19 protein-coding genes are annotated in these 23,798 nt (G+C 72.5%); 7 read left to right on the forward strand and 12 right to left on the reverse strand.

Translation table 11 applies throughout. The annotated features are described in order from the left end of the window. Positions 1 to 13 precede the first annotated feature (13 nt). The 5 genes from ACZ6JE_RS08795 to pyrE all read right to left on the reverse strand — a co-directional run bounded on the left by ACZ6JE_RS08795 (position 14) and on the right by pyrE (position 4,698). Positions 14 to 1,051 (reverse strand): ketoacyl-ACP synthase III, encoded by a 1,038-nt coding sequence (locus ACZ6JE_RS08795; RefSeq protein ID WP_320478122.1) that lies wholly within the window; start codon positions 1,049 to 1,051, stop codon positions 14 to 16. Then, on the reverse strand, positions 1,048 to 1,719 hold the full coding sequence (locus tag ACZ6JE_RS08800) for a NeuD/PglB/VioB family sugar acetyltransferase (RefSeq protein ID WP_320478121.1): 672 nt from the start codon (positions 1,717 to 1,719) through the stop codon (positions 1,048 to 1,050). Before ACZ6JE_RS08800 ends, ACZ6JE_RS08795 begins: the two co-directional genes overlap by 4 nt. Beyond that, positions 1,716 to 1,943, reverse strand: a complete 228-nt coding sequence (locus ACZ6JE_RS08805; protein ID WP_243213886.1) for an acyl carrier protein — start codon at positions 1,941 to 1,943, stop codon at positions 1,716 to 1,718. Before ACZ6JE_RS08805 ends, ACZ6JE_RS08800 begins: the two co-directional genes overlap by 4 nt. Positions 1,944 to 2,068: 125 nt before the next feature. Next, complete coding sequence (locus ACZ6JE_RS08810) at positions 2,069 to 4,150, reverse strand: hypothetical protein (protein ID WP_464318718.1); 2,082 nt, start codon at positions 4,148 to 4,150, stop codon at positions 2,069 to 2,071. Next, a complete protein-coding gene (pyrE, locus tag ACZ6JE_RS08815) occupies positions 4,147 to 4,698 on the reverse strand; it encodes an orotate phosphoribosyltransferase (protein WP_320479449.1) in 552 nt (183 codons plus the stop codon). The genes ACZ6JE_RS08810 and pyrE overlap by 4 nt, the downstream gene beginning before the upstream one ends. A 109-nt stretch (positions 4,699 to 4,807) precedes the next feature. Between pyrE and ACZ6JE_RS08820 the strand changes: the two genes are divergently transcribed. Further along, on the forward strand, positions 4,808 to 5,644 hold the full coding sequence (locus ACZ6JE_RS08820; protein WP_464318719.1) for an exodeoxyribonuclease III: 837 nt from the start codon (positions 4,808 to 4,810) through the stop codon (positions 5,642 to 5,644). A 13-nt stretch (positions 5,645 to 5,657) separates the two neighbouring features. Here ACZ6JE_RS08820 and ACZ6JE_RS08825 read toward each other — a convergent pair whose 3' ends face one another. Genes ACZ6JE_RS08825 through ACZ6JE_RS08835 form a run of 3 tightly spaced genes read right to left on the reverse strand, consistent with a single transcriptional unit; the run spans position 5,658 to position 8,494 of the window. Beyond that, positions 5,658 to 6,578, reverse strand: a complete 921-nt coding sequence (locus ACZ6JE_RS08825; RefSeq protein ID WP_192061573.1) for an AEC family transporter — start codon at positions 6,576 to 6,578, stop codon at positions 5,658 to 5,660. A 34-nt stretch (positions 6,579 to 6,612) separates the two neighbouring features. Next, entirely contained in the window at positions 6,613 to 7,329 is a 717-nt protein-coding gene (locus ACZ6JE_RS08830) for a sugar transferase (protein ID WP_320479448.1), read from the reverse strand. Beyond that, the gene (locus ACZ6JE_RS08835) at positions 7,316 to 8,494 is read right to left on the reverse strand and encodes a DegT/DnrJ/EryC1/StrS family aminotransferase (protein ID WP_464318720.1); all 1,179 of its coding nucleotides are present in this window, start codon (positions 8,492 to 8,494) and stop codon (positions 7,316 to 7,318) included. The genes ACZ6JE_RS08830 and ACZ6JE_RS08835 overlap by 14 nt, the downstream gene beginning before the upstream one ends. 103 nt (positions 8,495 to 8,597) lie before the next feature. On the opposite strand from ACZ6JE_RS08835, the gene ACZ6JE_RS08840 reads away from it, so the two are divergent. From ACZ6JE_RS08840 to ACZ6JE_RS08855, 4 genes are all read left to right on the forward strand, one after another. Continuing rightward, on the forward strand, positions 8,598 to 9,647 hold the full coding sequence (locus ACZ6JE_RS08840; protein WP_243213894.1) for a threonine aldolase family protein: 1,050 nt from the start codon (positions 8,598 to 8,600) through the stop codon (positions 9,645 to 9,647). Positions 9,648 to 9,731: 84 nt separating this feature from the next. Continuing rightward, the gene (locus tag ACZ6JE_RS08845; protein ID WP_464318721.1) at positions 9,732 to 12,248 is read left to right on the forward strand and encodes a M60 family metallopeptidase; all 2,517 of its coding nucleotides are present in this window, start codon (positions 9,732 to 9,734) and stop codon (positions 12,246 to 12,248) included. Positions 12,249 to 12,373: 125 nt separating this feature from the next. After that, positions 12,374 to 12,976, forward strand: a complete 603-nt coding sequence (locus tag ACZ6JE_RS08850) for a nitroreductase family protein (RefSeq protein ID WP_192061578.1) — start codon at positions 12,374 to 12,376, stop codon at positions 12,974 to 12,976. A gap of 98 nt (positions 12,977 to 13,074) precedes the next feature. Then, positions 13,075 to 16,458, forward strand: a complete 3,384-nt coding sequence (locus tag ACZ6JE_RS08855; protein WP_464318722.1) for a M60 family metallopeptidase — start codon at positions 13,075 to 13,077, stop codon at positions 16,456 to 16,458. 138 nt (positions 16,459 to 16,596) lie between these two features. Here the strand turns inward: ACZ6JE_RS08855 and ACZ6JE_RS08860 are convergent, their stop codons facing one another. The 4 genes from ACZ6JE_RS08860 to ACZ6JE_RS08875 form a co-directional block, all read right to left on the reverse strand. Beyond that, on the reverse strand, positions 16,597 to 17,595 hold the full coding sequence (locus tag ACZ6JE_RS08860) for a glycosyltransferase family 4 protein (protein ID WP_464318723.1): 999 nt from the start codon (positions 17,593 to 17,595) through the stop codon (positions 16,597 to 16,599). Between the two features lie 32 nt (positions 17,596 to 17,627). Further along, complete coding sequence (gene galE, locus ACZ6JE_RS08865) at positions 17,628 to 18,647, reverse strand: UDP-glucose 4-epimerase GalE (protein WP_464318724.1); 1,020 nt, start codon at positions 18,645 to 18,647, stop codon at positions 17,628 to 17,630. Positions 18,648 to 18,708: 61 nt separating this feature from the next. Next, positions 18,709 to 20,061: a hypothetical protein gene (locus ACZ6JE_RS08870; protein WP_464318725.1), complete on the reverse strand. Its 1,353-nt coding sequence runs from the start codon at positions 20,059 to 20,061 to the stop codon at positions 18,709 to 18,711. Then, a complete protein-coding gene (locus tag ACZ6JE_RS08875; protein WP_464318726.1) occupies positions 20,058 to 21,581 on the reverse strand; it encodes an O-antigen polymerase in 1,524 nt (507 codons plus the stop codon). Before ACZ6JE_RS08875 ends, ACZ6JE_RS08870 begins: the two co-directional genes overlap by 4 nt. 124 nt (positions 21,582 to 21,705) lie before the next feature. On the opposite strand from ACZ6JE_RS08875, the gene ACZ6JE_RS08880 reads away from it, so the two are divergent. After that, positions 21,706 to 23,109 carry a tyrosine-protein kinase domain-containing protein gene (locus tag ACZ6JE_RS08880; protein ID WP_192061584.1) on the forward strand — a complete coding sequence of 468 codons (1,404 nt, stop codon included), beginning with the start codon at positions 21,706 to 21,708 and terminating at the stop codon, positions 23,107 to 23,109. A gap of 34 nt (positions 23,110 to 23,143) precedes the next feature. Next, positions 23,144 to 23,761: a phosphoribosylanthranilate isomerase gene (locus ACZ6JE_RS08885; RefSeq protein WP_464318727.1), complete on the forward strand. Its 618-nt coding sequence runs from the start codon at positions 23,144 to 23,146 to the stop codon at positions 23,759 to 23,761. Positions 23,762 to 23,798: the final 37 nt, after the last annotated feature.

The raw sequence follows: 23,798 nt of genomic DNA on the forward strand, positions 1-23,798 counted from the left end.
GCTCGACGGCGGATCAGAGGTCGACGACCACCGCCGCCCAGGACAGGCCGACGCCGAACCCGACGAACAGGGCCTTTTGCCCGCGGGACACCTGCCCGCTCGCCAGCCCGGCTTCGAGCGCCAGGGGGATGGACGACGACGTCGTATTGCCCACGTCGTGCATCGCGACGACGAACCGGGCCGGATCGATGCCGAGCTTCTTGCGCAGGGTCTCGAGCATGAAGGCGTTCGCCTGATGCAGGACGAACACGTCGATGTCGTCCATCGTGAAGCCGGCCAGCTCGAGTGAGCGGTCGACGACCTCCGGGACCACCCGCAGCGAGAACGTGAACACCTCGGGGCCGTTCATGTAGAGGTCGCGCCCCGACGGCGTCAACCCGCGGGCCGCCGGCAGCGACTTCGGAGCGAGCACCGACGGGTCGGCGAACCCGCCACCGGGGACGATCAGGTGCTCCACCCCCGACCCGTCGGTGCCGTAGGCGAAACCGGTGAGGGCCGGCGCCTCCGCCGACGCCGTCACGAGGGAGGCGCTGGCGCCGTCGCCGAAGAGCGACCGCAGCTGCCGGTCGGCCGGGTTGATGAAGCGCGAGATCGTATCGACGGTCACGAGCAGGATCGTCCGGGCCTGCCCCGACTCGATCAGGCCCTTCGCGACCCCGAGGGCGTAGACGTAGCCCGAGCAGCCCACGGTGAGGTCGAGCGCGCCCACATGGTTCCGGAGACCGAGCCGGTGCTGCACGAGAGAGGAGGTCGACGGCATGGTGAAATCGGGGCTCTGCGTGCAGAGGAGCAGGAAGTCGACGTCGTCGCGATCGACGCCGTGCTCGCGGAAGAGACGCTCGGCCGCGCCGACGGCCAGGTCGGACGAGGTCTCGCCGTCGACCACGTGGCGGCTGACGATGCCCGTCTTCGCCGCGAGGCGGTCGATGTTCTCGGGGGCGAATTCGCGGTTCAGCTCGTCGTTGTCGACGACCCGCGGGGGGACGAACGACGCGACCGGCCCGAGGGCGGCGTAGCGGAAGGGAGCCGAGGAGGCGCGGGTCGTGCTCATCGCGCCGCCCCCGGGAGCATCACGGCCGGCACCCCGAAGACCGTCGACCCGGGGCGGACCCGGCGGAGGACGACGCTGCCGGCGCCGACGCGGGCAGAGGCGCCGACCTCGACGCCCGGGCGCAGGATGGCGCCCGTGGCGACGAACGCCCGGTCGCCGACCGTCACCCCGCCGAGCAGGGCGGCCCCGCCGCTGACGGTGGCGACGTCGCCGACGACGACGTCGTGACCCAGGGCGGCGGACGTCTGGAGCCAGACGTGCGCCCCGACCGTCACATCGGTCGAGACCACGACGAACGGATAGACGACCGACCCCTCGCCGATGCTCGACCCCGGGAGGAGGACGGCGGTGTCGTGGACGAAGGTCGCGTAGACGGCCCCGGCGGCATCGAGCCGCTCGACCACGGACGCCCGCGACCGCGGCTCGCCGATCGCGCACAGCACGAGGTCGGAGGAGTCGGGGACGTACGCGTCGATCGTGGAGACGACGGGTGCCGGAGACCCGGGTCGTTCGCCGGAGTCGTCGATGAAGACGACCTCGTCGATGCGCTGGTCGGCGAGGAACCTCGGCGACGACCGCACCATGGCGAGCAGCTCGCGGCCGGCCCCGCCGGCGCCGACGAGGACGAGGCGACGACGCGTCTCGACGGGATCGAGACCCCCGGTCACGCGATGACGGGTGCGGTCAGGGCCTGGACGTCGGCCAGCGTGACGCAACGAGCCAGCGCCTCGGCGTCGACGACGACACCGCACGCGGAGTCGGCCTCAGCGATGAACATCGCGTTGGAGAGGGAGTCCCAGCCGATGTCGGAGAGGCGGTCGGTCAGTGCCACGGAGCCGGGCTCGGCGTCGACGAGATCGGCGGCGAGGGTGAGCAGGTCGGTGTCGTTCATGTGTCCTCACGGGGTCGAGGAGCACGGCTGTGCTCCGACCATCATGCTACCCGTGGTACATGTATTTCACAATATCAATCCTCACTTTCGGTGAGGCGCACCGGTCGGCCCGGAGGGCGGCCGGTTCAGAGCAGGGCCGAGACCACCGCCTCGGGTCGCATCATCGCGTCCGACGCGATGGCGGCCAGCACCGCCGGGCCGCCGGTGGAGGCCGCCTCGGGTGCGGCGAAGGCCGATCCGACGAGGAGGAACAGGACCAGCAGGGCGAGCACGACGACGACACCGGCCGCCACCCCCAGCAGGATCTTGCGTTCGCGAGGCCACGTCTCGATGCCGCCACCCGAGGAGGTGCGGCGCGGCCGGGTCTCGTCACCGCGCCTCCTCGGACCGGGCTCGTCGATCGGGGCCGACGACCCGGATGGGGCGGAGAAGCCGGCGAAGGGGTCGGACTCGGGCTCCGGCGCCGCCGAACCGCGACGTCTCGGCCCGGGCTCGTCGTCGTCGCCGAACAACGGGACGAAGGGCGCATCGGACGGCGTCGACCGTGCCCGGCGAGGCAGGACCGAGGTCGCGGCGTCGTCGGCCGGCTCGTCGTCGACGACGTCGTGCTGCCCACGCTCGGAAGGGTCGTGCGCGCCTCGCCTCGCGCTGGACTCCGAGTCGTCGGAATCGACGGGGTCGACTTCGTCGGAGAGCGACCACGAACCGGCAGGCAGGGTCTCGGCGGAGTCCGGTTCGGCGACGGGCTGGCGGACGATGCCGAGGATCTCGGTGAACGTCGGTTCGTACTCGTCGTCGCGGTCGGAGGGCGACGGATCGCCTGCGGCGTCGCGCGGAGCCGGTTCGGGCGCAGTCGCCGCGGGCGCCACGGCCGGCGGGGGCAGCTGACCCGCCGCCTCGGCGAGACGTCGCTCGCGGCGCGTCATCTCGTGGTGCTCCTCCACCCACCAGGGGTCGGCCGACGAGGCGGCGGCCGGCGTCGTCGCGCCGACGGGGGCCGCGTCGGAGTCGCGGCCGGGGGTCTGGACGGACTCGGGACGGGATGCGGGCTCGGGCTCGGGTGTGGGATCGCGTGCGGGCTCGGGCTCGGGCTCGGGTGTGGGATCGCGTGCGGGCTCGGGCTCGGGTGCAGGTTCGGCCTCGGCCTCGGCCTCGGGTGCAGGCTCGGCCGCGGGCTCGGGCTCGGGTGCAGGTTCGGCCTCGGCCTCGGCCTCGGGTGCAGGCTCGGCCGCGGGCTCGGGGTCGGGTGCCGCCTCGACCATAGGCTCCGGCGGAGTGCCGGAGGGGGCGTCGGGCACCGGCAGCGCCCGGGTCTCGTTCAGGGGTGCGGGCTCGGGTGGATCGACGACGGGAGGGGCGTGGTCGACGACCCGCTCCTCCTCGGGGCGGTCGTCGGCGGGCAAGGTGAACGCCCGGGTCTCGGCGTCGGAGGTCACGATGTCGTGCGCCTGCGTCGGCGGCAGGTCGTCTTCGAGGTGCGGCTCGGGCTCCGGCTCAGGCTCAGGCCCCGGCTCGGGCTCGGGCTCGGGCTCGGAGGGCAGCGCGCTCCAGTCGAAGGTGCGCGGCTCGGCGGCGAGGTCGGAAGCAGTCGGAGTCGTGAGGATCGCGGTGAACGGGCCCGGCTCGTCCGTGGACGGAGAGCGCGGAGGATCGGCAGGAGCCGAGGGGGCCGGCGACGATGCGGGCGCGGGGGTCTCGTGCGGGGGCTGCTGCTCGCGAGACGGAACCGCGGGGGCCTCGCGCTCGTCGGCCGCAGCCTCAGAGGCGTCGGACGGAGGTTCGGTCGGGGTCGGCTCGGCCGAGGCGGCCCGGCGCAGCGCCGCGAGATCGAGCGCCATGGGGTGCCCGGAGCTGCGCGAGACGGTCGACTCGTCGGTCGGCGCCGGGGGGACGGGCAGGGACGGTGCGCGGCGCGGCACGACGGGGACCACCGGGACGGACGCGTCGACGGCGCTGGGCGACGAGGGCTCGGGGTCAGTCGCGGGGGTGGGGGACATCGCGGGCCGGATCTGCAGCTCGGGCTCTGACGGCTCCGTCACCGGCTCCGCCGCCGCCTCCGGAACGGGTTCGGGCTGCTCGGTGTCGTCGGGCTCGGGCTCGGGCTCGGGCTCGGGCTCGGGCTCGGGGCCACCGAACTGCGCGGCGAGCCAGTCGGCGGGGTCGCGCTCGGCATCGTCGGCGTCGCGACCGGTGGCCTCGTCGGTCACGGCCGCAACCCGAGATCGTCGAGATCGATGGCGGCGAGATACGGGTAGCCGGCGGCCTCGATGACCTCGCGGGCGCCGGTGCTGCGGTCGACGACGACGGCCACGGCGGCGATCTCGGCGCCGACGGCCTCGAGCGCCCTGGCGGCCGCGAGCGGCGAGCCTCCGGTCGTCGACGTGTCTTCGAGCACGACGACCCGCTTGCCGGCGAGCTCGGGGCCCTCGACCTGCTTGCCCCGCCCGTGGTCTTTGGGCTCTTTGCGGACCACGAACGCGTCGTAGTCCTTGCCGAGCGCGACGCCCTGGTGCAGCACGGCGGCGGCGATCGGGTCGGCGCCCATGGTCAGACCGCCGACGGCGAAGACGTCGGGGACCTCGTCGATGAGGTCGACCATGACCCGGCCGATCAGCGGAGCGACCCGGTGGTCGAGGCTGACCTTGCGGAGGTCGATGTAGTAGGTCGCCTTCTTGCCGCTCGTCAGAGTGAAGTCGCCGTGGAAGACGGCTTCGGAGCCGATGAAGTCGATGAGCTGTGTGCGTGCGTCGGTCACGCGCCCAATGGTACGGCAGACCCCTCCACAGGCACCGGCTCGGCCTCCTGTCGACCACGGGGGCGGCGGCACGGGACCGGCACCGCGCCTCCCCGGTAGCGTGGTCGGCATGCGAGTCGCCACCTGGAACGTCAACTCCGTCCGCGCCCGAGTGGGCCGTGTCGTCGACTGGCTGGTGCGTGAGGACATCGACGTCGTCGGCCTGCAGGAGATCAAGTGCAAGCCCGAGCAGTTCCCGTTCGACGCGTTCCGCGAGGCGGGCTACGAGGTCGAGCTGCACGGCCTCAGCCAGTGGAACGGCGTGGCCTTCGCCAGCCGCCTGCCGATGGACGACGTCGAGATCACCTTCCCCTCGCAGCCCGGCTTCGCGAAGGGCCAGGAGGGCCCCGATCAGCCGAAGGAGGCCCGCGCCATCGGCGTCACCGTCGAGGGCGTCCGACTCTGGAGCCTCTACGTGCCCAACGGCCGCGAGCTCGGCGACCCCCATTACGACTACAAGCTCGACTGGCTGGCGAAGCTCGCCGCCGAGACCCGGGCATGGCTCGCCGAGAAGCCCGATCTGCCCCTGGCCCTGATGGGCGACTGGAACGTCGCGCCTCTCGACGCCGACGTCTGGGACATGTCGGTCTTCGAGGGCAGCACGCACGTCAGCGCTCCGGAGCGCGAGGCCTTCGCCCGGTTCGAGCAGGTCGGCCTCACCGACGTCGTCCGCCCGCGGATCCCCGAGGGCTACACCTACTGGGACTACAAGCAGCTCCGGTTCCCGAAGAACGAGGGCATGCGGATCGACTTCATCTTGGGCTCGAGCGCGTTCGCCGACCTCGTGACCTCGGCGGCCATCCACCGCGACGAGCGGAAGGGCGACGCCCCGAGCGACCACGTGCCCGTCGTGGTCGACCTCGACCTCGACACCGAGCTGGACGACGATCGGCCGATGATCTTCTGATCGGGGGCGCAGGCTACGCGAGCAGCGCCGCGATGACGACGAGCACCGGCACCGCGACGATGGTCGTGACGAGCACCGTGTCGCGGGCGACGACCACCCCCGTCCGATAGCGCTGCGCGTAGTTGAAGACGTTCTGCGCCGACGGCAGCCCGGCCAGCACGACCGCCACGAACAGCTCGTGCCCCTCGAAGCCGAAGACGAACGCACCCAGCAGCCACGCGACGAGCGGCATCACGCCGAGCTTCAGCACGGTCGCGAGCACGACGTCGGCGCGACCCTCCCGGGCCTGCAGCGGTCGCGACCCGACGAGCGACATGCCGAACGAGATCAGCACCACGGGCACCGCGGCGCCGCCGACGAGCACGAACGGCTGCATCACGGCCTCGGGGATCTCGAACCCGGTCACGGCGACGACGACGCCGAGGGCCGACCCGATCAGCAGCGGGTTCGTGAACGGCCGCGCGATCGTCCGGCCGAGGCTGCTGCCGCGATTGGTGGCGGTGTCCATGACGGCGAGCACGATCGGCGTGAGCACCAGCAGCTGGAACAGCAGGACGGGCGCGACGAACGTGGCGCTGCCCAGCACGTAGGTGGCGACGGGCAGACCGATGTTGTTCGCGTTCACGTACGCGCCTCCCATCGTCCCGATGGCGGTCTCGGCCGCCGACCTCTTCAGCACGAGCTTCAGCACCAGCACCGAGATCACGGCCGCGACGAGCGACGCGGCGGCGCTGACCACCAGGAGGCGCGAGAACAGCAGATGGACGTCGGCTTGCGAGATCGTCGTGAACAGCAGGCAGGGCGTCAGCACGAAGAACACCATGCGCGACAGCACGTGGTGCCCCTGCGGCCCGAGGAGGTCGATGCGGCCGACGACGTAGCCGACGGCGATCACCGCCCCGATGATCCCGAACCCGATCAGCACTCCGCCCATGCACCCATCTTGGTGCAGACGGCAGGCGACGCGGTCAGGCCGTGCGCTCGGCCGCCCCCCGGAACTCCGTCATCGTCGCGACGCCGTCGGCCGAGACCCCCTCGCGCGACAGGACCACGCGCACCGTCCGAAGGAGGATCCGCGCGTCGAGCAGCGGGGACGCCTCGTCGACGTAGCGGACGTCGAGGGCGAGGCGGTCCTCCCACGGGATCGCATTGCGGCCGGCCACCTGCGCCAGCCCGGTCAGCCCGGGGGCGACCTCGTGCCTCCTCGCCTGCTGCGGGGTGTAGCGGTCGAGGTAGATCGGCGGCAGGGGCCGCGGGCCGACGAGACCCATGTCGCCCCGGACGACGTTGACGAGACCCGGCAGCTCGTCGAGGCTCGTCGACCGCAGCAGAGCACCGAACCGCGTCAGACGGTCGGCGTCGGAGACGAGCCCCCGGCTCGGATCGACGGGCAGCATGCTGCGGAACTTCCAGAGTCGGAAGACCCGGCCGTCTCGACCCGCACGGTCTTGACGGAAGAGGATCGGGCGACCGAGCCGCAGGGCGACCGCCGCGGCCGTCACGAGCAGCACGGGCGACAGCACGACGAGTGCGAGGGAGGCGGTGGTCGCCTCGAACGCCCGCCGCGCGACCCGCGCAGGACGTGAGCGCCAGGCCGCACGCGAGCGCCAGCCCGCACGCGAGACCCCGGCCGGCCGGGTGTTCGGGGAGGCGCGACGCGTCGGCGCCCCGTCACGCACGGACACCCGCCGCATCGAGAGCGGCCGACAGGCGGGAGCAGACCCGGTCGAGATCGTCGTCGTCGAGCACGGAGCCGCTCGGCAGACTGAGGCCCCGGTCGAAGAGCGACTCCGCAGCCCCCGTCACCAGCTGCCCGTTCGACGCGAACACCGGCTGCAGATGCAGGGGCTTCCAGAGGCGGCGGGTCTCGATCCCATCCGCCGCGAGGGCGGTTCCGACGATCGCGACGGCGGCGGGGTCGTCGAAGACGAGCGACGTCAGCCAGGCGTTGTCGGCGTGGCCGGCGTGGCCGGCGGTGAGGCCGGCGTCGGACCCGGCGTCGAGCCCGCCGTCGTGCAGCAGTCGCACACCGGGTCGACCGGCGATCAGCGATCGGTATCGCTCGCGGATCGCGTGCCGCCGGGCGATCATCTCGCCCAGTCTGGAGAGCTGCGCCCGACCGAGAGCCGCCAGGACGTTGCTGAGCCGGTAGTTGTAGCCGATCTCGTCGTGCTCGTAGTGCGCCACCGGGAGGCGCGCCTGACTCGCTACGCGCCGCGCATCGGCCGCGAGCTCGGCGTCGTCGGTCAGCAGCATGCCGCCGCCCGAGGTGGTCATGATCTTGTTCCCGTTGAACGACACAGCCGAGGCGCGGCCGAACGAGCCCGCCGGACGCCCGTGGCGGCTCGCCCCGAACGACTCGGCGCTGTCGCAGAGCACCGGCACGCCGTGGGCCTCGGCGACCGCGCCGATGCGCTCCAGATCGGCCACCTGCCCGTAGATGTCGACCGGCAGCACGGCCGAGACGGCCTTCCCCGAAGCGGCGAGCGCCGTGAGGGCCTCGTCGAGCAGATCGGGGCACAGGTTGCCGGTCTCGGGGCTGCAGTCGACGAAGTAGGGCACGGCGCCGGCGTGGACGGCGGCGTTGGCCGTGGCGGCGAAGGTGAACGAGGTCGTCACGACGAGCGAGCCCGGGAAGACGCCGAGACCGCGGAGGCCGAGATGGAGGGCCGCCGTGCCGGAGGACAGGGCGACGCCGTGACCCGCCCCGGCCCGGTCGGCCACCTCGCGCTCGAAGGCGTCGACCTCGGGGCCGAGCGGTGCGACCCAGCCCGAGCGGAGCGCGCGGTCGACGGCGTCGCGCTCGGCCTCGCCGATGTCGGGTGCGGACAGATGGATTCGCGACGCCATGGGTCTCCTCGGTGTATGTGACATACGGATATTACACGTGACGGAGGCTCACGTCGATGGCCGACCCGCGCCTCCTCGGCCCGCGGTGGTCGATGATGGAGGGGTGACGCGACTCCACGACCCCTCGGCCCACTCGTTCGCCTCCGACAACTACGCGGGGGCCCACCCCGAGGTGCTGCAGGCCCTGATCGACGCGAACGGCGGCCACGTCGGCTCGTACGGCGCCGACCCCTACACGCGGAGGCTCGCCGAGGTCGTCGTCGAGCAGTTCGGCGAGGGCGCCTCGATCGACCCGGTGCTGACCGGCACGGGCGCCAACGTGGCCGCGCTGCAGGCGCTGACGCCCCGCTGGGGCGCCGTGATCTGCGCGACGACCGCCCACGTCTACACCGACGAGGGCGGCGCCCCCGAGCGCCTCGGCGGCATCAAGCTGCTGACCGTGCCGACGCCCGACGGCAAGCTCACCCCCGAGCTGATCGACCGCCAGGCGCACGGCCGCGGCGACCAGCAGCGCCCCCAGCCGCTCGCGGTGACCATCACGCAGAGCACCGAGCTCGGCACCGTCTACACGCCCGACGAGCTGCGGGCGATCACCGACCACGCGCACTCGCTCGACATGCGGGTGCATCTCGACGGCGCCCGCCTCGCCAACGCGGCGGCCTCGCTCGGCGTGCCCCTGCGGGCGATCACCCGCGACGTCGGCGTCGACTCCGTCTCGTTCGGCGGCACCAAGAACGGCCTCGTGCTCGGCGAATCGATCGTGACCTTCACCGAGGAGGCGCGGGCCGGCCTGGTCTTCCTCCGCAAGATGGACGCGCAGCTGCTCTCGAAGATGCGGTTCGTCTCGGCGCAGTTCCTGGCGATGCTCGACGACGACCTGTGGCTGCGGTCGGCGACGCAGGCGAACGCCATGGCCACCCGACTCGCGTCCGGCCTCGCCGACCTGCCCGGAGTCACGATCACGCAGGCGGTCGACGCGAACGCCGTGTTCGTGGTGCTGCCCCGGCACGCGGTCGAGCCCCTGCGCGAGCTGCACCGCTTCTACGACTGGAACCGCGCCTCCGGCGAGGTCCGCCTGATGTGCTCGTTCGACACGACGCCCGAGCAGGTGGATCGATTCGTGGGCGATGCGGGCGCGCTGCTGCGCCCATGATGACATTTCTGCATATGTAATATGTGATGTAACATGAGGTCTTGTTCAGATCCGGCGTCCCGACGCCCCGAACCGAGGACCCTCATGACATCGCTCCGCCTGCGCAACGCTCTGACCGCAGGGCTCGTGCTCGCCCTCGCCGCCCCACTGGTCGTGGCGTCGAGCCCGCATCCGGCCGCGGCCGCGACCTCGGCGTCGGCGTCGGCCGCGACCGCGGCGACGCTCTTGTCCGACGCCGTGCCCGGCGGCCCCCGTCCGACCTCGATCCGCCTCAGCGACGACGACGCGTCGACCACCGTGCTCGTCCACGGGCTCGGCTCCGCGAGCCAGGCGCAAGGCCGCGAGAACCGGTCGATGCGCCACAGCGACCGCCAGCCGACCGGGCGCTTCGCGTCGAACGGCGACACCCTGACCGTGACCGTCCCCGACGACGCCCCCGCCATGTCGATCGCCATCGGCCTGTTCGGGCCGCACGCGGCGTACAACGACGGAGCCGACCGCGGCCAGTGGTCGAGCGCGCTCACCCCGGGCGTGAACACGATCACCGCACCCCTCGACGGCATGGTGCACCTGACCAGCACCGTCGAGGGCGGTTCCGCCGACGTGATCGTCGAGGGCGGACGCCCCGTCCCGGTGTTCATCGCCGGTCAGACCACGAACGAGGCGCTGCGAGCCGAGATGACGCGCCTCGCCGACGCCCCGTTCGTCCAGGTGATCGGCGACCGCTTCTTCGGGGACTTCCAGACCGATGCGACGGGCACGGTGATCGTCCGGGTCGACATGGAGACCCGGGTCGCCGAACTCGACCACGCCATCGAGGTCACGAACCGCACCTACGGTCTGCGCGACGACGGAACCGGACTCGCCCGCAAGTCCGGTCACCGCATCTACGTCGCGGCGCCGGACACCGGCGGCGGCTACGCGAGCGCGACGCACGAGCGCGTGAACTTCCCCGTCCGGACGGGGGCCGCAGGCGACCTCTTCCGTGCCTCCGCAGACGACCAGTGGGGCTGGTGGCACGAGATCGGTCACACCTATCAGACCCCGACCTTCAACTGGGCCGGTCAGGGCGAGGTGCTCGTCAACCTCTCGCCCCTCCACATCCAATCGAGCAACGGGTGGCCGAACCGACTCGACCGCATGGTGGGCGGCTTCGACTCGTTCTTCGCGCAGCCGGTCGAGGAGCGGGTGTACATGTCGGAGGGCAATGTCTGGACTCGGCTCTTCCTCTACGACCAGCTGCGCCGGGCGTTCGGCGACGACTTCTACCCCCGGGTGAACCAGGAGTACCGCGTCATGCGCGCCCTGGGCGAGCAGCAGCCCTCGGGCGCCGAGGCCCAGCGGCAGCTGTTCGCGGTGACGACGTCGCGCGTCGCCGACCGGGATCTCTCGGAGTACTTCCGACAGTGGGGCTTCGCTCTGGACGACGAGACGAAGGCCGCCCTCGCCGAGCTGCCGCCCCTGCAGAACCCGATCTGGGAGAACCGGCTGTCGACCGAGCCCGTCGTCGAGCGCGCGGTGCCCGCGTACACCGTCCCGGTGGGCGCGCTCGACGCCGTCGACGAGTCGGTCACCCTCGGTCAGCGCGCCCTCGTGACACCGCCGACGACGCGCGACCTCCGCGACTCCGACGGCGCCGGCGAGGTCGAGGTGCTCGGCACGAGCCTCGACGCGGCGGGTGTCGGCACGGGCGCGGGCGCGGCACGTCTCACCGCCGTGAACGACACCGGCGTCCGCGAGGTCCTCTCGACGCCGGTGACCGTCACCCCCGGCTCTTCCTTCCAGTTCAGGGGCCGGCAGGACCGCGTCGTCGCGACCCTCGCCCTCGAGCCGACGACCGACGAGCTCCGGATGACGGCGGGGACGACCTACACGGCGCACTCGGACTTCGGCGCCGACGAGTACGTCGGAGCGACCGTGTACGACGCCAGGGGTCGCGAGCAGAGCTCCTTCTCCATCGCTGGGCGCGACACCGCCCATGCCGCCGCGGCGGCGTTCGACGGGACCTCCGTCGGCGAGGACTGGTACATCACGATCCGCCACCGGGAGGCGGGCAGTCGCATGTCGCGCTGGGACGCCGACAGCCCCGTCGGGCGGAACGACGCGAGGACGCAGCACTACCGGGTGGTCGACGACCGGCTGACCGCCGTCGACTCCGTCCCGACCGCGCCCGACGGCTCGATCTCCGCCGTGCCGGCGAACGGCACGGTGCTGCTGAGCCGCGGTTCGTCGACCGCCATCCCCGTCACGATGGAGGCGGTGGACCGGGTCACGTCGCTCGAGACCGAGCTCGTGCTCACGGCCCCTGCGGGCACCGTGTTCTCCGGATCGCAGGAGGCGCTGGTCACCGAACTGCGCCTCCCCGGCCGGTCGTGGGCCGCCACCGGCAGCATCACCGCCACGGACGGCGTGCCGAGCGACGACGGTCGGACGCTGACGCTCACGGTCCGCGGGGCGAGCGGGCTCGATCTGCCCGACGGCGCGCGTCTGCGCTGGACACCCGTGGTCGCCGTCCCCGACGAGGGAGCGCCGATCGGCGGCGGCCTCGACTGGACCCTGACGGGCACCGCCGGGGGTGCGGCGGTCGCGACCGGGAGCTGACGACCGGCCGTGGGCGGGACGGCGGGCGAGGAGGCGCGGGAATGACGGGTGCGCCCTGATGCGTTACAGGATCGGCGGCCCGATGACGCGCCTCCTCGCCCCCTCCCCCAGCAGAAAGACGCGCCATGTCGATCACCGAGACCACCTCGTCCACCGCCGCCCGCACCGCCGTCACCAGCGTCCCGATCGTCAGCGAGCTCGCCGAGCGCTGGAGCCCGCGCTCGTTCGACGCCGCCGCCACGGTCAGCGACCAGCAGCTCGACGCCCTGCTCGAGGCCGCCCGCTGGGCGCCGTCGGCCAACAACAGCCAGCCGGCGCGCTTCGTCGTCGCCCGACGCGGCACGCACCACTTCGACACGATCGTCGACGCCCTCGTCGGGTTCAACGCCGGCTGGGCCGTGAACGCGTCCGCCCTGATCGTCGCGATCGCCGAGACCTCGTCGGTCGAGGGCGACCTGCGCCCCACCGCCGAGTACGACCTCGGCCAGGCCGTCGCCCACCTCTCGGTCCAGGCGCAGGCCGAGGGTCTGCACACCCACCAGATGGCCGGTGTCGAGTTCGAGCGCATCGTCGCGGCGTTCGACCTCGCCGAGAACCTCAAGCCGATGACGGTCACGGCGGTCGGCGTCGTCGACAGCGCCGACAAGCTGGCCGACGCCCTCGCCGAGCGCGAGACGGCGCCCCGCACGCGCCTGCCCCTCGGCGAGCTCGTCGTCGCCCGCAGCTAGGACCCCGGCGAGGCCGCCCGCCTGATGGCGGCCCTGACGCTTTCTCAGGTGTGTGATATTCTATATGAGATTTCATTGTCTCAGGGAGCATCATGCACATGCGTATCGCCCGTTCCGCCCTCACGACCGTCGTCGTGGCGGCGTTGACCGCCCCGCTGCTCGTCGGCGCCGCGCCGCAGCCGGTGGCGGCGGCCGCGCCCGGCGACTCGAGCCCGTCCGCGGGGCCGTCGTCGAGCCACGGCGCGTCCGACGCCGTCGTCACGTCGTCGACCCCCGGCGGCCCCCGACCGACGTCGATCCGCCTCAGCGAGGACGACGCGACGACGACGGTGCTCGTGCACGGCCTCGGCGACGCGCAGACGGAGCGACAGCGCGAGAACCGCCGGATGCGGCACAGCGACCTGCAGCCGACGGCCCGCTACGTCCGCGCCGGTGAGGAGCTGACCGTGACCGTACCCGAGGGCGCGCCCGCCCTCTCGCTCGTGATCGGTCTCTACGGAGCCCACTCCGAGCACAACGGCGGCGGGGCGCGCAACCGCCAGAACTCGGCACTCACCCCGGGCGTCAACGTCGTCACGGCGTCGCTCGACGGCATGGTCTTCCTGCGGAGCACCGTCGACGGCGGTTCCGCCGACGTCGAGCTCTCGGGCGGCGAGCCCGTCCCGTCGTTCGTGCTCGGCCAGACGACGAACGACGAGCTGCGCGCCGAGATGGCCCGCCTCCCCGACGCCCCGTTCGTCACCGTGATCGGCGAGCGCATCTTCGGCGACTTCCAGCGATCGCGCACCGGCGCGCAGATCCTCGCCGCGGACGTCCCCGCGCGGGTGGCCATGTGGGATCGCAGCGTCGAGATCACCAACGACACCTACGGCCTGCACGACGGCGCCACGGGTGTCGCCCGCAAGGCCCCGCATCGCATCTACGTCGCGTCGCCCGACAACATCCCCGGCGCGTACGCGACGGCCGGCGACGAGAGCATCAACTTCCCGGCGAACGGGGCCGCCCGCGACCTGTTCGTGCGCGACGAGACCCGCCTCTGGGGCTTCTGGCACGAGATCGGTCACACCTATCAGGCCCCGAACTACCTCTGGGCGGGGTTGAGCGAGGTCACGGTGAACATCTCGCCGCTGCACATCGAGTCGGCGCAGGGCTGGTCGAGCACCATCGACTCCCCCGGTCACCTCAGCACCCTCGACCGCTACTTCGCCCGCCCGGTGGAGGAGCGTTCGTACGCGTCGTCGGGCACGAACGAGATCGTCTTCGACCACCTGCGTCGGGGGTTCGGCGACGAGTTCTACCCTCGCCTCAACCAGGAGATGCGAGTCATCGCCGCCCGGGGCGAGAGCGATTCGCTGACCGACGAGGCGAAACGCCAGCTGTTCGCGATCACGGCGGCCCGGGTGGCCGACCGAGACCTCCGCGAGTTCTTCCGCCAGTGGGGCATCGCCCTGTCGCCGGCCACGTCGACCGCGATGGCCGAGCTGCCGGCTCTCGCGGAGCCCATCTGGCGGAACCGGCACAGTCGCGACCGGATCCGCGAGTACACGATGCCGGCCTTCACCTACCCGACGGGATCGATCGACCGGATCGACGAGCAGGTCGCCGTCGGACAGCGACAGCTGGCCACCGCCCCCGAGGCGACGGGGCTCGCGAACTCCGACGGCGTCGGGTCGATCCGGGTTCAGGATCACACCGTCCGCGCGAACGCGGCGGGGGTCGGTGCCGGAACGGCGGGAGTGACGGTCGCGAACGAGTCGGGCATCCGCGAGATGTTCTCGACTCCGCTCACCGTGCGACCCGGCAGCATGTTCGAGTTCATCGGCATCGCGTCCCGCTACATCGGCTGGATGGCGCTCGAGCCCGCCACGCACGAACTGCGGTTCTCCGCCTCGTCCGGCTACCCCAGCCACGACAGCTTCCGCGGGCGGGAGTACGTCGGCGTGACGGTCTACGACGACCGCGGTCGCGAACGCTCGTCGCTCTCCATCGAGGGCCAGGACACCGCCCACTCGGTCGCGAAGGCCTTCGACGGCAGTCGCGCCGAGGACGGCTGGTACGTCGTCGTCCGACACCGCGAGGCGAACACGCGCCTGATCTGGTGGGACGACGACATCCAGCAGCCGCGCGATGCGGCGACCGTGCGCCTCCTGAAGGTCGACGGCACCCGCCTCGTGCCCGTGACGGCGATCCCCGGTCGCGGGGCCGCGGCGACGGTCGCTCGGGGCCTGCCCGGCGAGACCACCGACACCGCGCGGGTGGACGTCCGATCGCGTCAATCGGGCGTGATGACGGTCGAGGCGCCCGCCGGCACGACGATCGCCGATGTTCAGGTCCGTCGCACGAGCGACGACCACGCGTGGCCGTCCATCGACTACGCCTACGCCGACGACCGGCGCCGCGTGACGATCACGAGTCGGACCGGTGACGGCTCCGTCGCCTACGGCCCCGGCGGCGACAACCACGTCACCGTCTCGTTCGACGTCGCGGAGGACGCCCCCGCCGACACCCTGCTCGGCGGCGGGCTCGCCGAGGTGACCGCGGTCGGCGGGTCGATCGCCCTCGCCGGGGCTCACGTGTCCGTCTCCACGTCGTCCGTCGAGCACGGTGCGCTCTCGCCGAGGTCCGCTGAGCAGGTCACGCTGGCTCGAGGCGGCACCACCCGCGTGCCGTTCGAGGTCGCCGTCTCGACCGCGGCCCTCACGCGACCCACGGGGACGATCACCCTGACGGCGCCGACCGGCAGCACCTTCGCCGCCGGCCAGGACACGATCCGCGGCGCCTGGTACCGCGACGACCTCCCCGACGGAAGAGGCATGCGCCTGACCGGCACCCGCTCGGCCGACGGGACCCGGTACGAGTACTCGTGGGCGCCCATCGACGATGCGGCACCGAACTGGTCGTCGCCCCGGCACGAGGTGCTGCGCTGGTCGCTCGACGTCGTGACCGCCCGAGACGCCGACCCGGGGGCCAGCGCCCTCGGCTACGCCGTCACCGGCACCTCGGAGACCGGCGCCTTCGACGCCCGCGGCGGCACGCCCACCATCCCGGAGGGCGTCGCGAGCCTCGTCGCCGGCCAGGTCGACGAGACGGTGACCCTGCTGCGGGGAGGGTCGGCCCCCGTCCCGTTCGTCGTCCAGACCACGACCGCCCTCGACGGGCTCACCGGTCGCCTGGAGCTCATCGCTCCTGCCGGCACCGTGTTCACCGACGCCGAGGAGGCGCTGGTCACCCGGGTGCGCGCCCCCGGAGGCCGGTGGGTCGCCACCCCCGACCTGGTGGTCGACGACGCGACGCTCGGGCGCGAGGGGCGCTCGATGACCCTGTCGGTGCGGACGACCGGCGATCTCGGGCTCGAACCCGGTTCGGAGATCCGCTGGGCCGCAGACGTCGAGGTCACGACCGGCGCGGCCCTCGGTGACGCCGACCTCCGCTGGGTCTTCAGCGGCGAGGCCGACGGACGAGAGGTCGCTGCGCGCGACTGACACCTCGGCGTGCCGGCGGCGGCGTCGTCCGCCGCCGACTGCCCGTCGACGACAGCCCGGACCGATCGGGCGGCACCACACGGACGAGGAGGCGCGACCTGCCAGACAGGTCGCGCCTCCTCGGTCTCTCCGGTCGCGTCAGCCGGCCAGGCCGCGGTAGAGCTCGATGTGCGCCGCGACCATCCGCTCGATCGAGAAGCGCTCGCGCATCGGGGCGGCGTTGTCGGCGAAGCCCGCCGCGACGTCCTCGTAGTCGCGCATCAGGTCGAGCGTGAGCGGCAGCAGACTGCCGACATCGGCGACCTCGAGCACGGGGTGGGCGGCCGGCAGCTGCTCGACGACACCGCCGACCCGGAACGAGATCACCGGCAGCCCCGAGAAGCCGCTCTCGGTGACGACCGTGGGCTGCGCCTCCGTCCGCGACGCCACGACCAGGAAGTGCGCGTCGAGCAGGCGCCGCCCGAGCTCGGCACGGGTCTGCGGGCCGACGAAGGTCACGGCGTCGGCCACCCCGAGCTCGGCCGCGAGCCGCTCGAGCTCGGGCCGGAGGGTCTCGCGCTGCGACACGATGTCGAGCACGGCGGGGACCCCTTCACGGCGCAGGTCGGCGATCAGTCGCACCGTGAGGTCGACCCGCTTGAGCTCGATCAGCTGCCCGACCGAGACGAACCGCCAGGGCTCGCCCCCGGCCGGTCGCCGACGGAGGCGCGACGGGAAGTGCGAGGGCTCGACGCCGTTCGCGATGACGTGCATCCGTGCGGGGTCGACCCCGTCGACGGTGTCGAGCACGAGGGCACGCTCGGTCTCGCTCATCACCACCAGGGCGTCGCTGTGCCGATACGCGCCGGCGAGCACCCGCTGCTGCAGCCGCGAGGCGGGGGCCTCGGTCTTGTGCCGCGTGAAGACGACCTTCGACCGGGTCGGGGCGAGCAGACGCACGCACGACCTGGTCAGGTGGTTCAGGTGGACGACGTCGTAACCCCGCCAGCTGGTGTGCAGAACGGGGGCGACGGGGGTGACGTCGATGCCGGCCGCGACGAGACCGTCGAGGAGGAGCGACTCGCCCGACTCCTGCAGGTTGCGAGCACGGAACTCGGGGGGTGCGCCGAAGATGGCGGCGTCGAGGAGGACGCGCATGATGATGACTCCTGTCGAAGGGGGCGGGACGGTCAGACGGATGCGACCGCGGTGGTGTCGTGGAGGCCGGAGGCCCGCGCGGCGTCGGCCCAGCGCAGGGCGTCGGCGATGCCGTCGTCGACGGTCAGGCGCGCCTCCCAGCCGAGCAGGTCGCGGGCGGCCGAGACGTCGGCGAAGGCACCGGCCGTGTCGCCGACCCGCCGCCCCGCGACCTCGACCCGGGGGGCGTCGCCGACGACGCGCGCGAAGGCCTCGACCAGCTCGAGGACGGTCGTGCCCCGACCGGTGCCGAGATTGAGGGCCCGGAACGGCCTGGACGCGTCGACGACCTCGTCGAACCGGTCGACGACGAGGGCGTGAGCCTCGGCGAGATCCCAGACGTGCACGTAGTCGCGCACCCCCGAACCGTCTCGGGTCGGCCAGTCGAGGCCGGTGACGGTGAAGGGCGACCCCGCCTGCCAGGCGGAGACCAGTCTGCCGAGCGCATGACTCGGCGTCGGCAGCTGAAGACCGGTGCGGAGCGCCGGATCGGCCCCGATGGGGTTGAAGTAGCGGAGGGCGACGGCCCGGAGGCCGCCGGCCGTCGCGCCGGCCTCGAGCACGCGCTCGACGACGGCCTTGGTGTCGGCGTACGGACTGAGCGGCGCCAGCGGCGACCCCTCGTGCACGACGCCGTCGATCGGCGTCTCGTAGATCGCCGCCGACGAGCTGAAGACGACGCGATCGAGGCCGTTGCGCGTGAGGCTCGTCAGGAGGGAGACGGTGCGGGCGACGTTGCAGTCGAAATAGCCGAGCGGATCGGCGACCGAGTCGGGCACGACGATCTTGGCGGCGCAGTGCACGACGACGTCGATGTCGGGGTTCTCGCGGGCGATCCGATCGATCAGGGCCGCGTCGGCGATGTCGCCCCGGTAGAAGCGGTGGCGATCGGCGAAGGCCGCGACACCCGTCGACAGATCGTCGAGCACGATCACGTCGTGCCCTCGGTCGGCGCAGGCCGAGGCGATGGTGCTGCCGATGAACCCGGCGCCGCCGGTGATGAGAACCGTCACGGCCTCCCCTTCGTCTGTCTTCGTAGGCCGCTTTGTAGAATATCACATTGCTGACAGATATTCAGAGATGTGTGACGGGCCCTCGGTCCGATCTCGGACGTCGGACGAGTCGCGCCGACCTGACGAGGGCGCAGACGACCGCGCCGACGAGCACCGACGCCATCAGCCACAGCTGCGGGTCGCCCACCCCGGGGGCCGACACGGCCACGAGGCAGACGGCGACCGACGCGGCCGTCGCCACGAGGTCGCTCGCCAGCCAGACGCGCAGGTGCCCCCGAGCGGCGCAGACCATCGAGAGGGCCGTCGCCACGCCGCGGACGACGGCGGCGGCCAGCAGGACGACGCCCGCCACGACGACGCCCGGGTACCGGTCGGTCAGCAGCCCGGCGGCGCCCCACTGCACGACCCCGGCGATCAGCGCGCAGGCGAGGCAGACCGCGCCGACGATCGCGACGAACCGGTCGGCACGGAGGGGCGATCGACCCGACCGCGGGTCGATCACCAGACGCCCGACCATGTTCTTGCCCAGATAGACGGGCACGAGCAGCACCAGCGCGGCGAAGCGGTTGGCGACGGCGAAGGTCGCCACGGCCTCGAGTCCCCCGACCATCTGCAGCGCCCACAGCACGACCCACGGCCCGATCTGACCCGCCGAGGCCGCGGCGAGCCCGGTCAGCGTCACGCCTCGATCGCCGGTCGACGCCGCGGTCACTCCTGCGGTCACCCCTGCGGACGACGCCGGTCGCGACCCGAGGAGCGCCTCGACACCCGGCCGACGGGAACACCGGGCGACGGCCGCCAGGACCCAGAGAGCGACGACGGCGTCGAGCAGCACGAGACCGACGGCCGCGCCGAGGGCCCCCGCCCACAGCCCGCCGGCGACGGCCAGAAGACCCGAGACGAGACCCCGGGACCCGTCGACGACCGCGGTCGACACGGTGCGCCCCGACCCCGCCAGCACGCCGACGAAGGTCTCGGTCACCGTGATGCCGCCGGCGGCGAGACCCACCGCGAACGCGGCGAGCGCGAGCTCGGGATGCCCGTAGACGACCGAGAGACCGACCGAGACGACGGCGCCGTCGGCGAGCGCCACGGCGCCGAACCAGCGCTTGCGACCGCGGACGGCCTCGGCGAAGGCGACGAGAGGGGATTCCCTCGCCGCGCCTCCTGCACCCTCCGTCGCGGTGCGACGACGGGCCGCCGAAGCCGCCGCCGACACGGCGAAGGCGGAGCTGCTCAGCGAGGCGACGCCGAAGACCGTCGCCTGCACGAGCGAGAACAGCCCGAACTCCGTCGGCGAGACGACGAGCGCCAGGGTGGTCAGCGCGACGAACTGGACGCCCTTGCCCGCCAGCCCGGAGGCGGCGGCCACCGCCGGGCCCGACCAGGAGGCGCGCGAGGGTCGGGCGGTCACGGCGCCGCCACCGCAGACACGGGCTCCGGGGCCGTGGCCGTGGCCGTCGCCGTCGCCGTCGCCGTCGCCGGGAGCCTCGCCGCACGGTCCGCCGCCTGCTGCACGGCCCGCTCGGCGGATCGATGGCGGATCGAACCGAGCCAGATCGAGAAGACCACGGCCGCGAGACCGAGCAGGATCGTGGTGACGGTCGTCGTGGAGGTCGACCGCACCGTGGCGAGCAGCGCGGAGAAGACGACGCCGTAGACCGCCGCGTCGACGGGACGACCGAGGCCTCGGCGGTCCCACCGACCGAAGGTCATGCCGAAAGCGACGAACAGGAGGGCCGAACCGGTGGTGCCGAAGTTCAGGAACGACTCGGCCACGATCGAGTAGCCGATCGCGTAGTGCTCGACCCTGTCGCGCAGCAGCGTGCCCACGAGGCGCGGATCGACCGCCGAGTACTCACGGTCGACCCCGGCGAGCAGCTCGACGAATCGGATGGTGCCGACCGCGAAGGTCATGCCGTGACGATGGGCCTCACCCTGATCGACCCACGACACGGTCTCGACGACTGGTCTCAGGGTCGCGCCCATCTCGACGGTCGCCGCGAGCGGGGAGCCGAGCATCTCGCCGACGCTCGTGTCGGCGAGACCGTCGTCGCGGATGCGTTCGACGCTGCTGACGACGACGAGTCCCGTCACGACCACCAGCACCGCGATCACCTGACGCGGCATGGGACGGAGGCGCGCGAGGACGACCACGAGGCCGACGAGGGCGTAGAGCGCCGACGACCGCGACCCCATCACCAGAGTGCTCGCGGCGAAGACGCCGAAGAACACCAGCCCGACCGTCCGGACGGACGACCTGCGGCCCGCGACGACGAGCGACATGCCCGAGAGCGTGAAGGTGATGCCGGCGGTGAGCGACGGGTTGGCCGCGACGGTCGCGTCGTACAGCCGCTTGCCCCCCTGCCCGAGCAGCAGCCCGGGCTCGACGAGGGCGATCGTGCCGAGGACGTAGGCGACCGTGACGACGACGATGACCGTGCCGGTGAGGGTCATGGCCGCCTCCGTCTGCGCGCGCGCCCGCCCCGCCTCGTCGTCGAGCGCCTGCACGGCGGGACCGGAGCCGGTCGGCCGCCGTCGTCCGAGCAGGACGTAGCCGAGCGTGAAGGCGAGCAGAGCCTGGGCCACGAGCCAGACGGCCCGGAGGACCTGGCCGTTCGGGGTGAACCACAGCGAGAAGTAGTCGACGTCGTCGCCCGGGATGTCGGCCCCGGCGAGGGAGAACGCCACGAGCGGCACATGGAAGAGGACGAGCACGACGAAGAACATCGGCCCTCCGCTCCAGAGCCCGAGGGGGGCAGATCGGACGAGCAGACCGGTGCAGACGACCGCCACGACCACGGTGAGGCCGAACACGCGCATCTCGGCACCCACCCCGGTCGGGACCCCGGAGAGGAGCGACCACACCAGGACGATGGCGACCGCGAGGGCGGCGATCGCACGTGAGAGGCCGAGACTTCCAGGAGAGGACATGAGTGACATAGTAGAATATCATGTTGATATGGGCAACAGCAATCTGAGGGCCCATCACTCCCTTGTGATCGATCCTCAGATGTGTATAGGATGCTACATATCAATACTCAGCCCAGGGAGAACCGTGACCTCATCCACCGTCGGCGACGTGGCCAAGAAGAACTGGCTCCTCCTGATCGCGTCACTCGTGCTCGGCGCCTTCGGGGGTGTCGGCCTCGCCTCGATCCAGCCGCCGCTGTACACGTCGACCACGCAGGTCTACGTCTCGGTGGACCTCACCGTCACGCAGAGTGCGAACGATCTCCTCCAGGGCGGCAACGCCGCCGAGCAGCGCGTCCGGTCGTATCTCGACCTCGTGACGAAGTCGACGGTGCTCGAGCCCGTCGCCGAACACCTCGGCGTGACCCGCCAGTCCCTCGCGACGCAGGTGTCGGCCTCATCACCCTCGCGCAGCGTGCTCATCGACATCACCGCGACGGACCCCGATCCGACCCGGGCCCGCGACATCGCGGACGCCGTCAGCGAGCGCTTCCGGGACGTCGTCGAGAACGAGATCGAGCGCCCCGCCGGCTCCGACGCATCGTCCGTCACCCTGCTGGTCACCGAGCCGGCCGAGATCCCCTCCACCCGGTCGTCGCCGTCGCTGCGGACCAACGCGGTGATCGGCGCACTCGTCGGCCTCCTCCTCGGCCTCGTGGCGGCCGCCGCTCGCATGGTGCTCGACACTCGCATCCACGGGGCGGCCGACGTCGAGGCGTCGTTCGCCCCGCCGGTCGTCGGCTCGGTCCCGTTCGTCCGCGACACCGCGGAGCGCCCGCTGATCGTGCAGCACGCCAACCGCGGTCGGGCCGCCGAGGCCTTCCGCACGCTGCGCGCGAACCTCCGCTTCCTCGACAACGGCGCATCGAAGCGAGCGTTCGTCGTCAGCTCGGCCCAGCAGTCGGAGGGCAAGTCCACGACGGTGACCAACCTCGCCGTCGTCCTGGCCGAGACGGGAGCCCGGGTGGCGCTCGTCGACGGCGACCTCCGACGCCCCCGCGTGGCCGACATCATGGGGCTCGAGGGGGCCGTCGGCCTCACCGACGTCCTGATCGGCCGCTTCGAGCTCGACGACGTGCTGCAGCCGTGGGGCGCTCACGCGCTCAGCGTCCTGCCGGCCGGCAGTGTGCCGCCGAACCCCAGCGAGCTGCTCGGATCGGCGCAGATGCAGCTGCTGGTCGAGTCGCTGACCTCGCGCTTCGACTACGTGCTGATCGACGCGCCCCCGGTGCTGCCGGTCGCCGATGCGACCCTGCTGGGCGCCATCACGAACGGCGTGCTGATGGTCGCCGCCGCCAAGAGGTCGAAGCGCGCCGAGCTCGCCGCCGCCCTCCGGGCCTTCGACATCGCCGACGTCCGCTGCCTCGGCGTCGTCGTCACCATGACCCGCTCCAAGAAGGCGAGCGACGGCTACGGCTCGGGGTACTACGACCAGGGCGCGTCCGACGGTCGGCCCTCTTCGAGCCCGGCACCGCGCCTCCCGGTGTGACCCTCGCGGTCGACCTCGGGGCAGACTGTCCGTCATGCGCACCTGGGTGAAGATCTGCGGACTCACGACCGACGAAGCCGTCGACGCCTCCGTCGAGGCGGGCGCCGACGCGGTGGGGTTCGTGCTGGCCGCGGGCAGTCCGCGCACCCTGCAGCCATCCGCCGCGCGACTGCTGGTCGGCCGGGTGCCGTCGTCGGTCGAGACGGTGGGCGTGTTCCGCGGCCAGGCCGTCGCGGAGGTCGTCGAGCTGGCACGCGCCGCGGGGGTCGCGACCGTGCAGCTGCACGGAGACGAGTCGCCGGGCGACGTGGCCACGGTGCAGGCCGCGGGGTTCCGGGTCATCCGGGCCGTGAGCGTCGACGCGTACGCCGACGAGTCCGAGGAGGCGCGGCGCGGGTTCCGTGAAGACGCACTGCTCATCGATGCGCTCGCCCCCGGCGCCGGCGCCACCTTCGACGGCGCCCCCCTGCTGGCCGCTCCGCCGCATCGCGACTGGATCCTGGCCGGCGGTCTCTCCCCCGAGACCGTCGCCGCCCGCATCGACGAGCTGCGACCCGCAGGGGTCGACGTCAGCTCGGGCGTCGAGTCGTCCCGCGGGGTGAAGGACGTCGAGCTGATCCGCGCCTTCGTGGCCGCGGCCCGAGCCGACTAGAACAGGTCGGGCCAGGTCGGGTCGGGTCTGCGGCCAG

The sequence above is a fragment of the Frigoribacterium sp. AC759 genome, assembly GCF_979256015.1.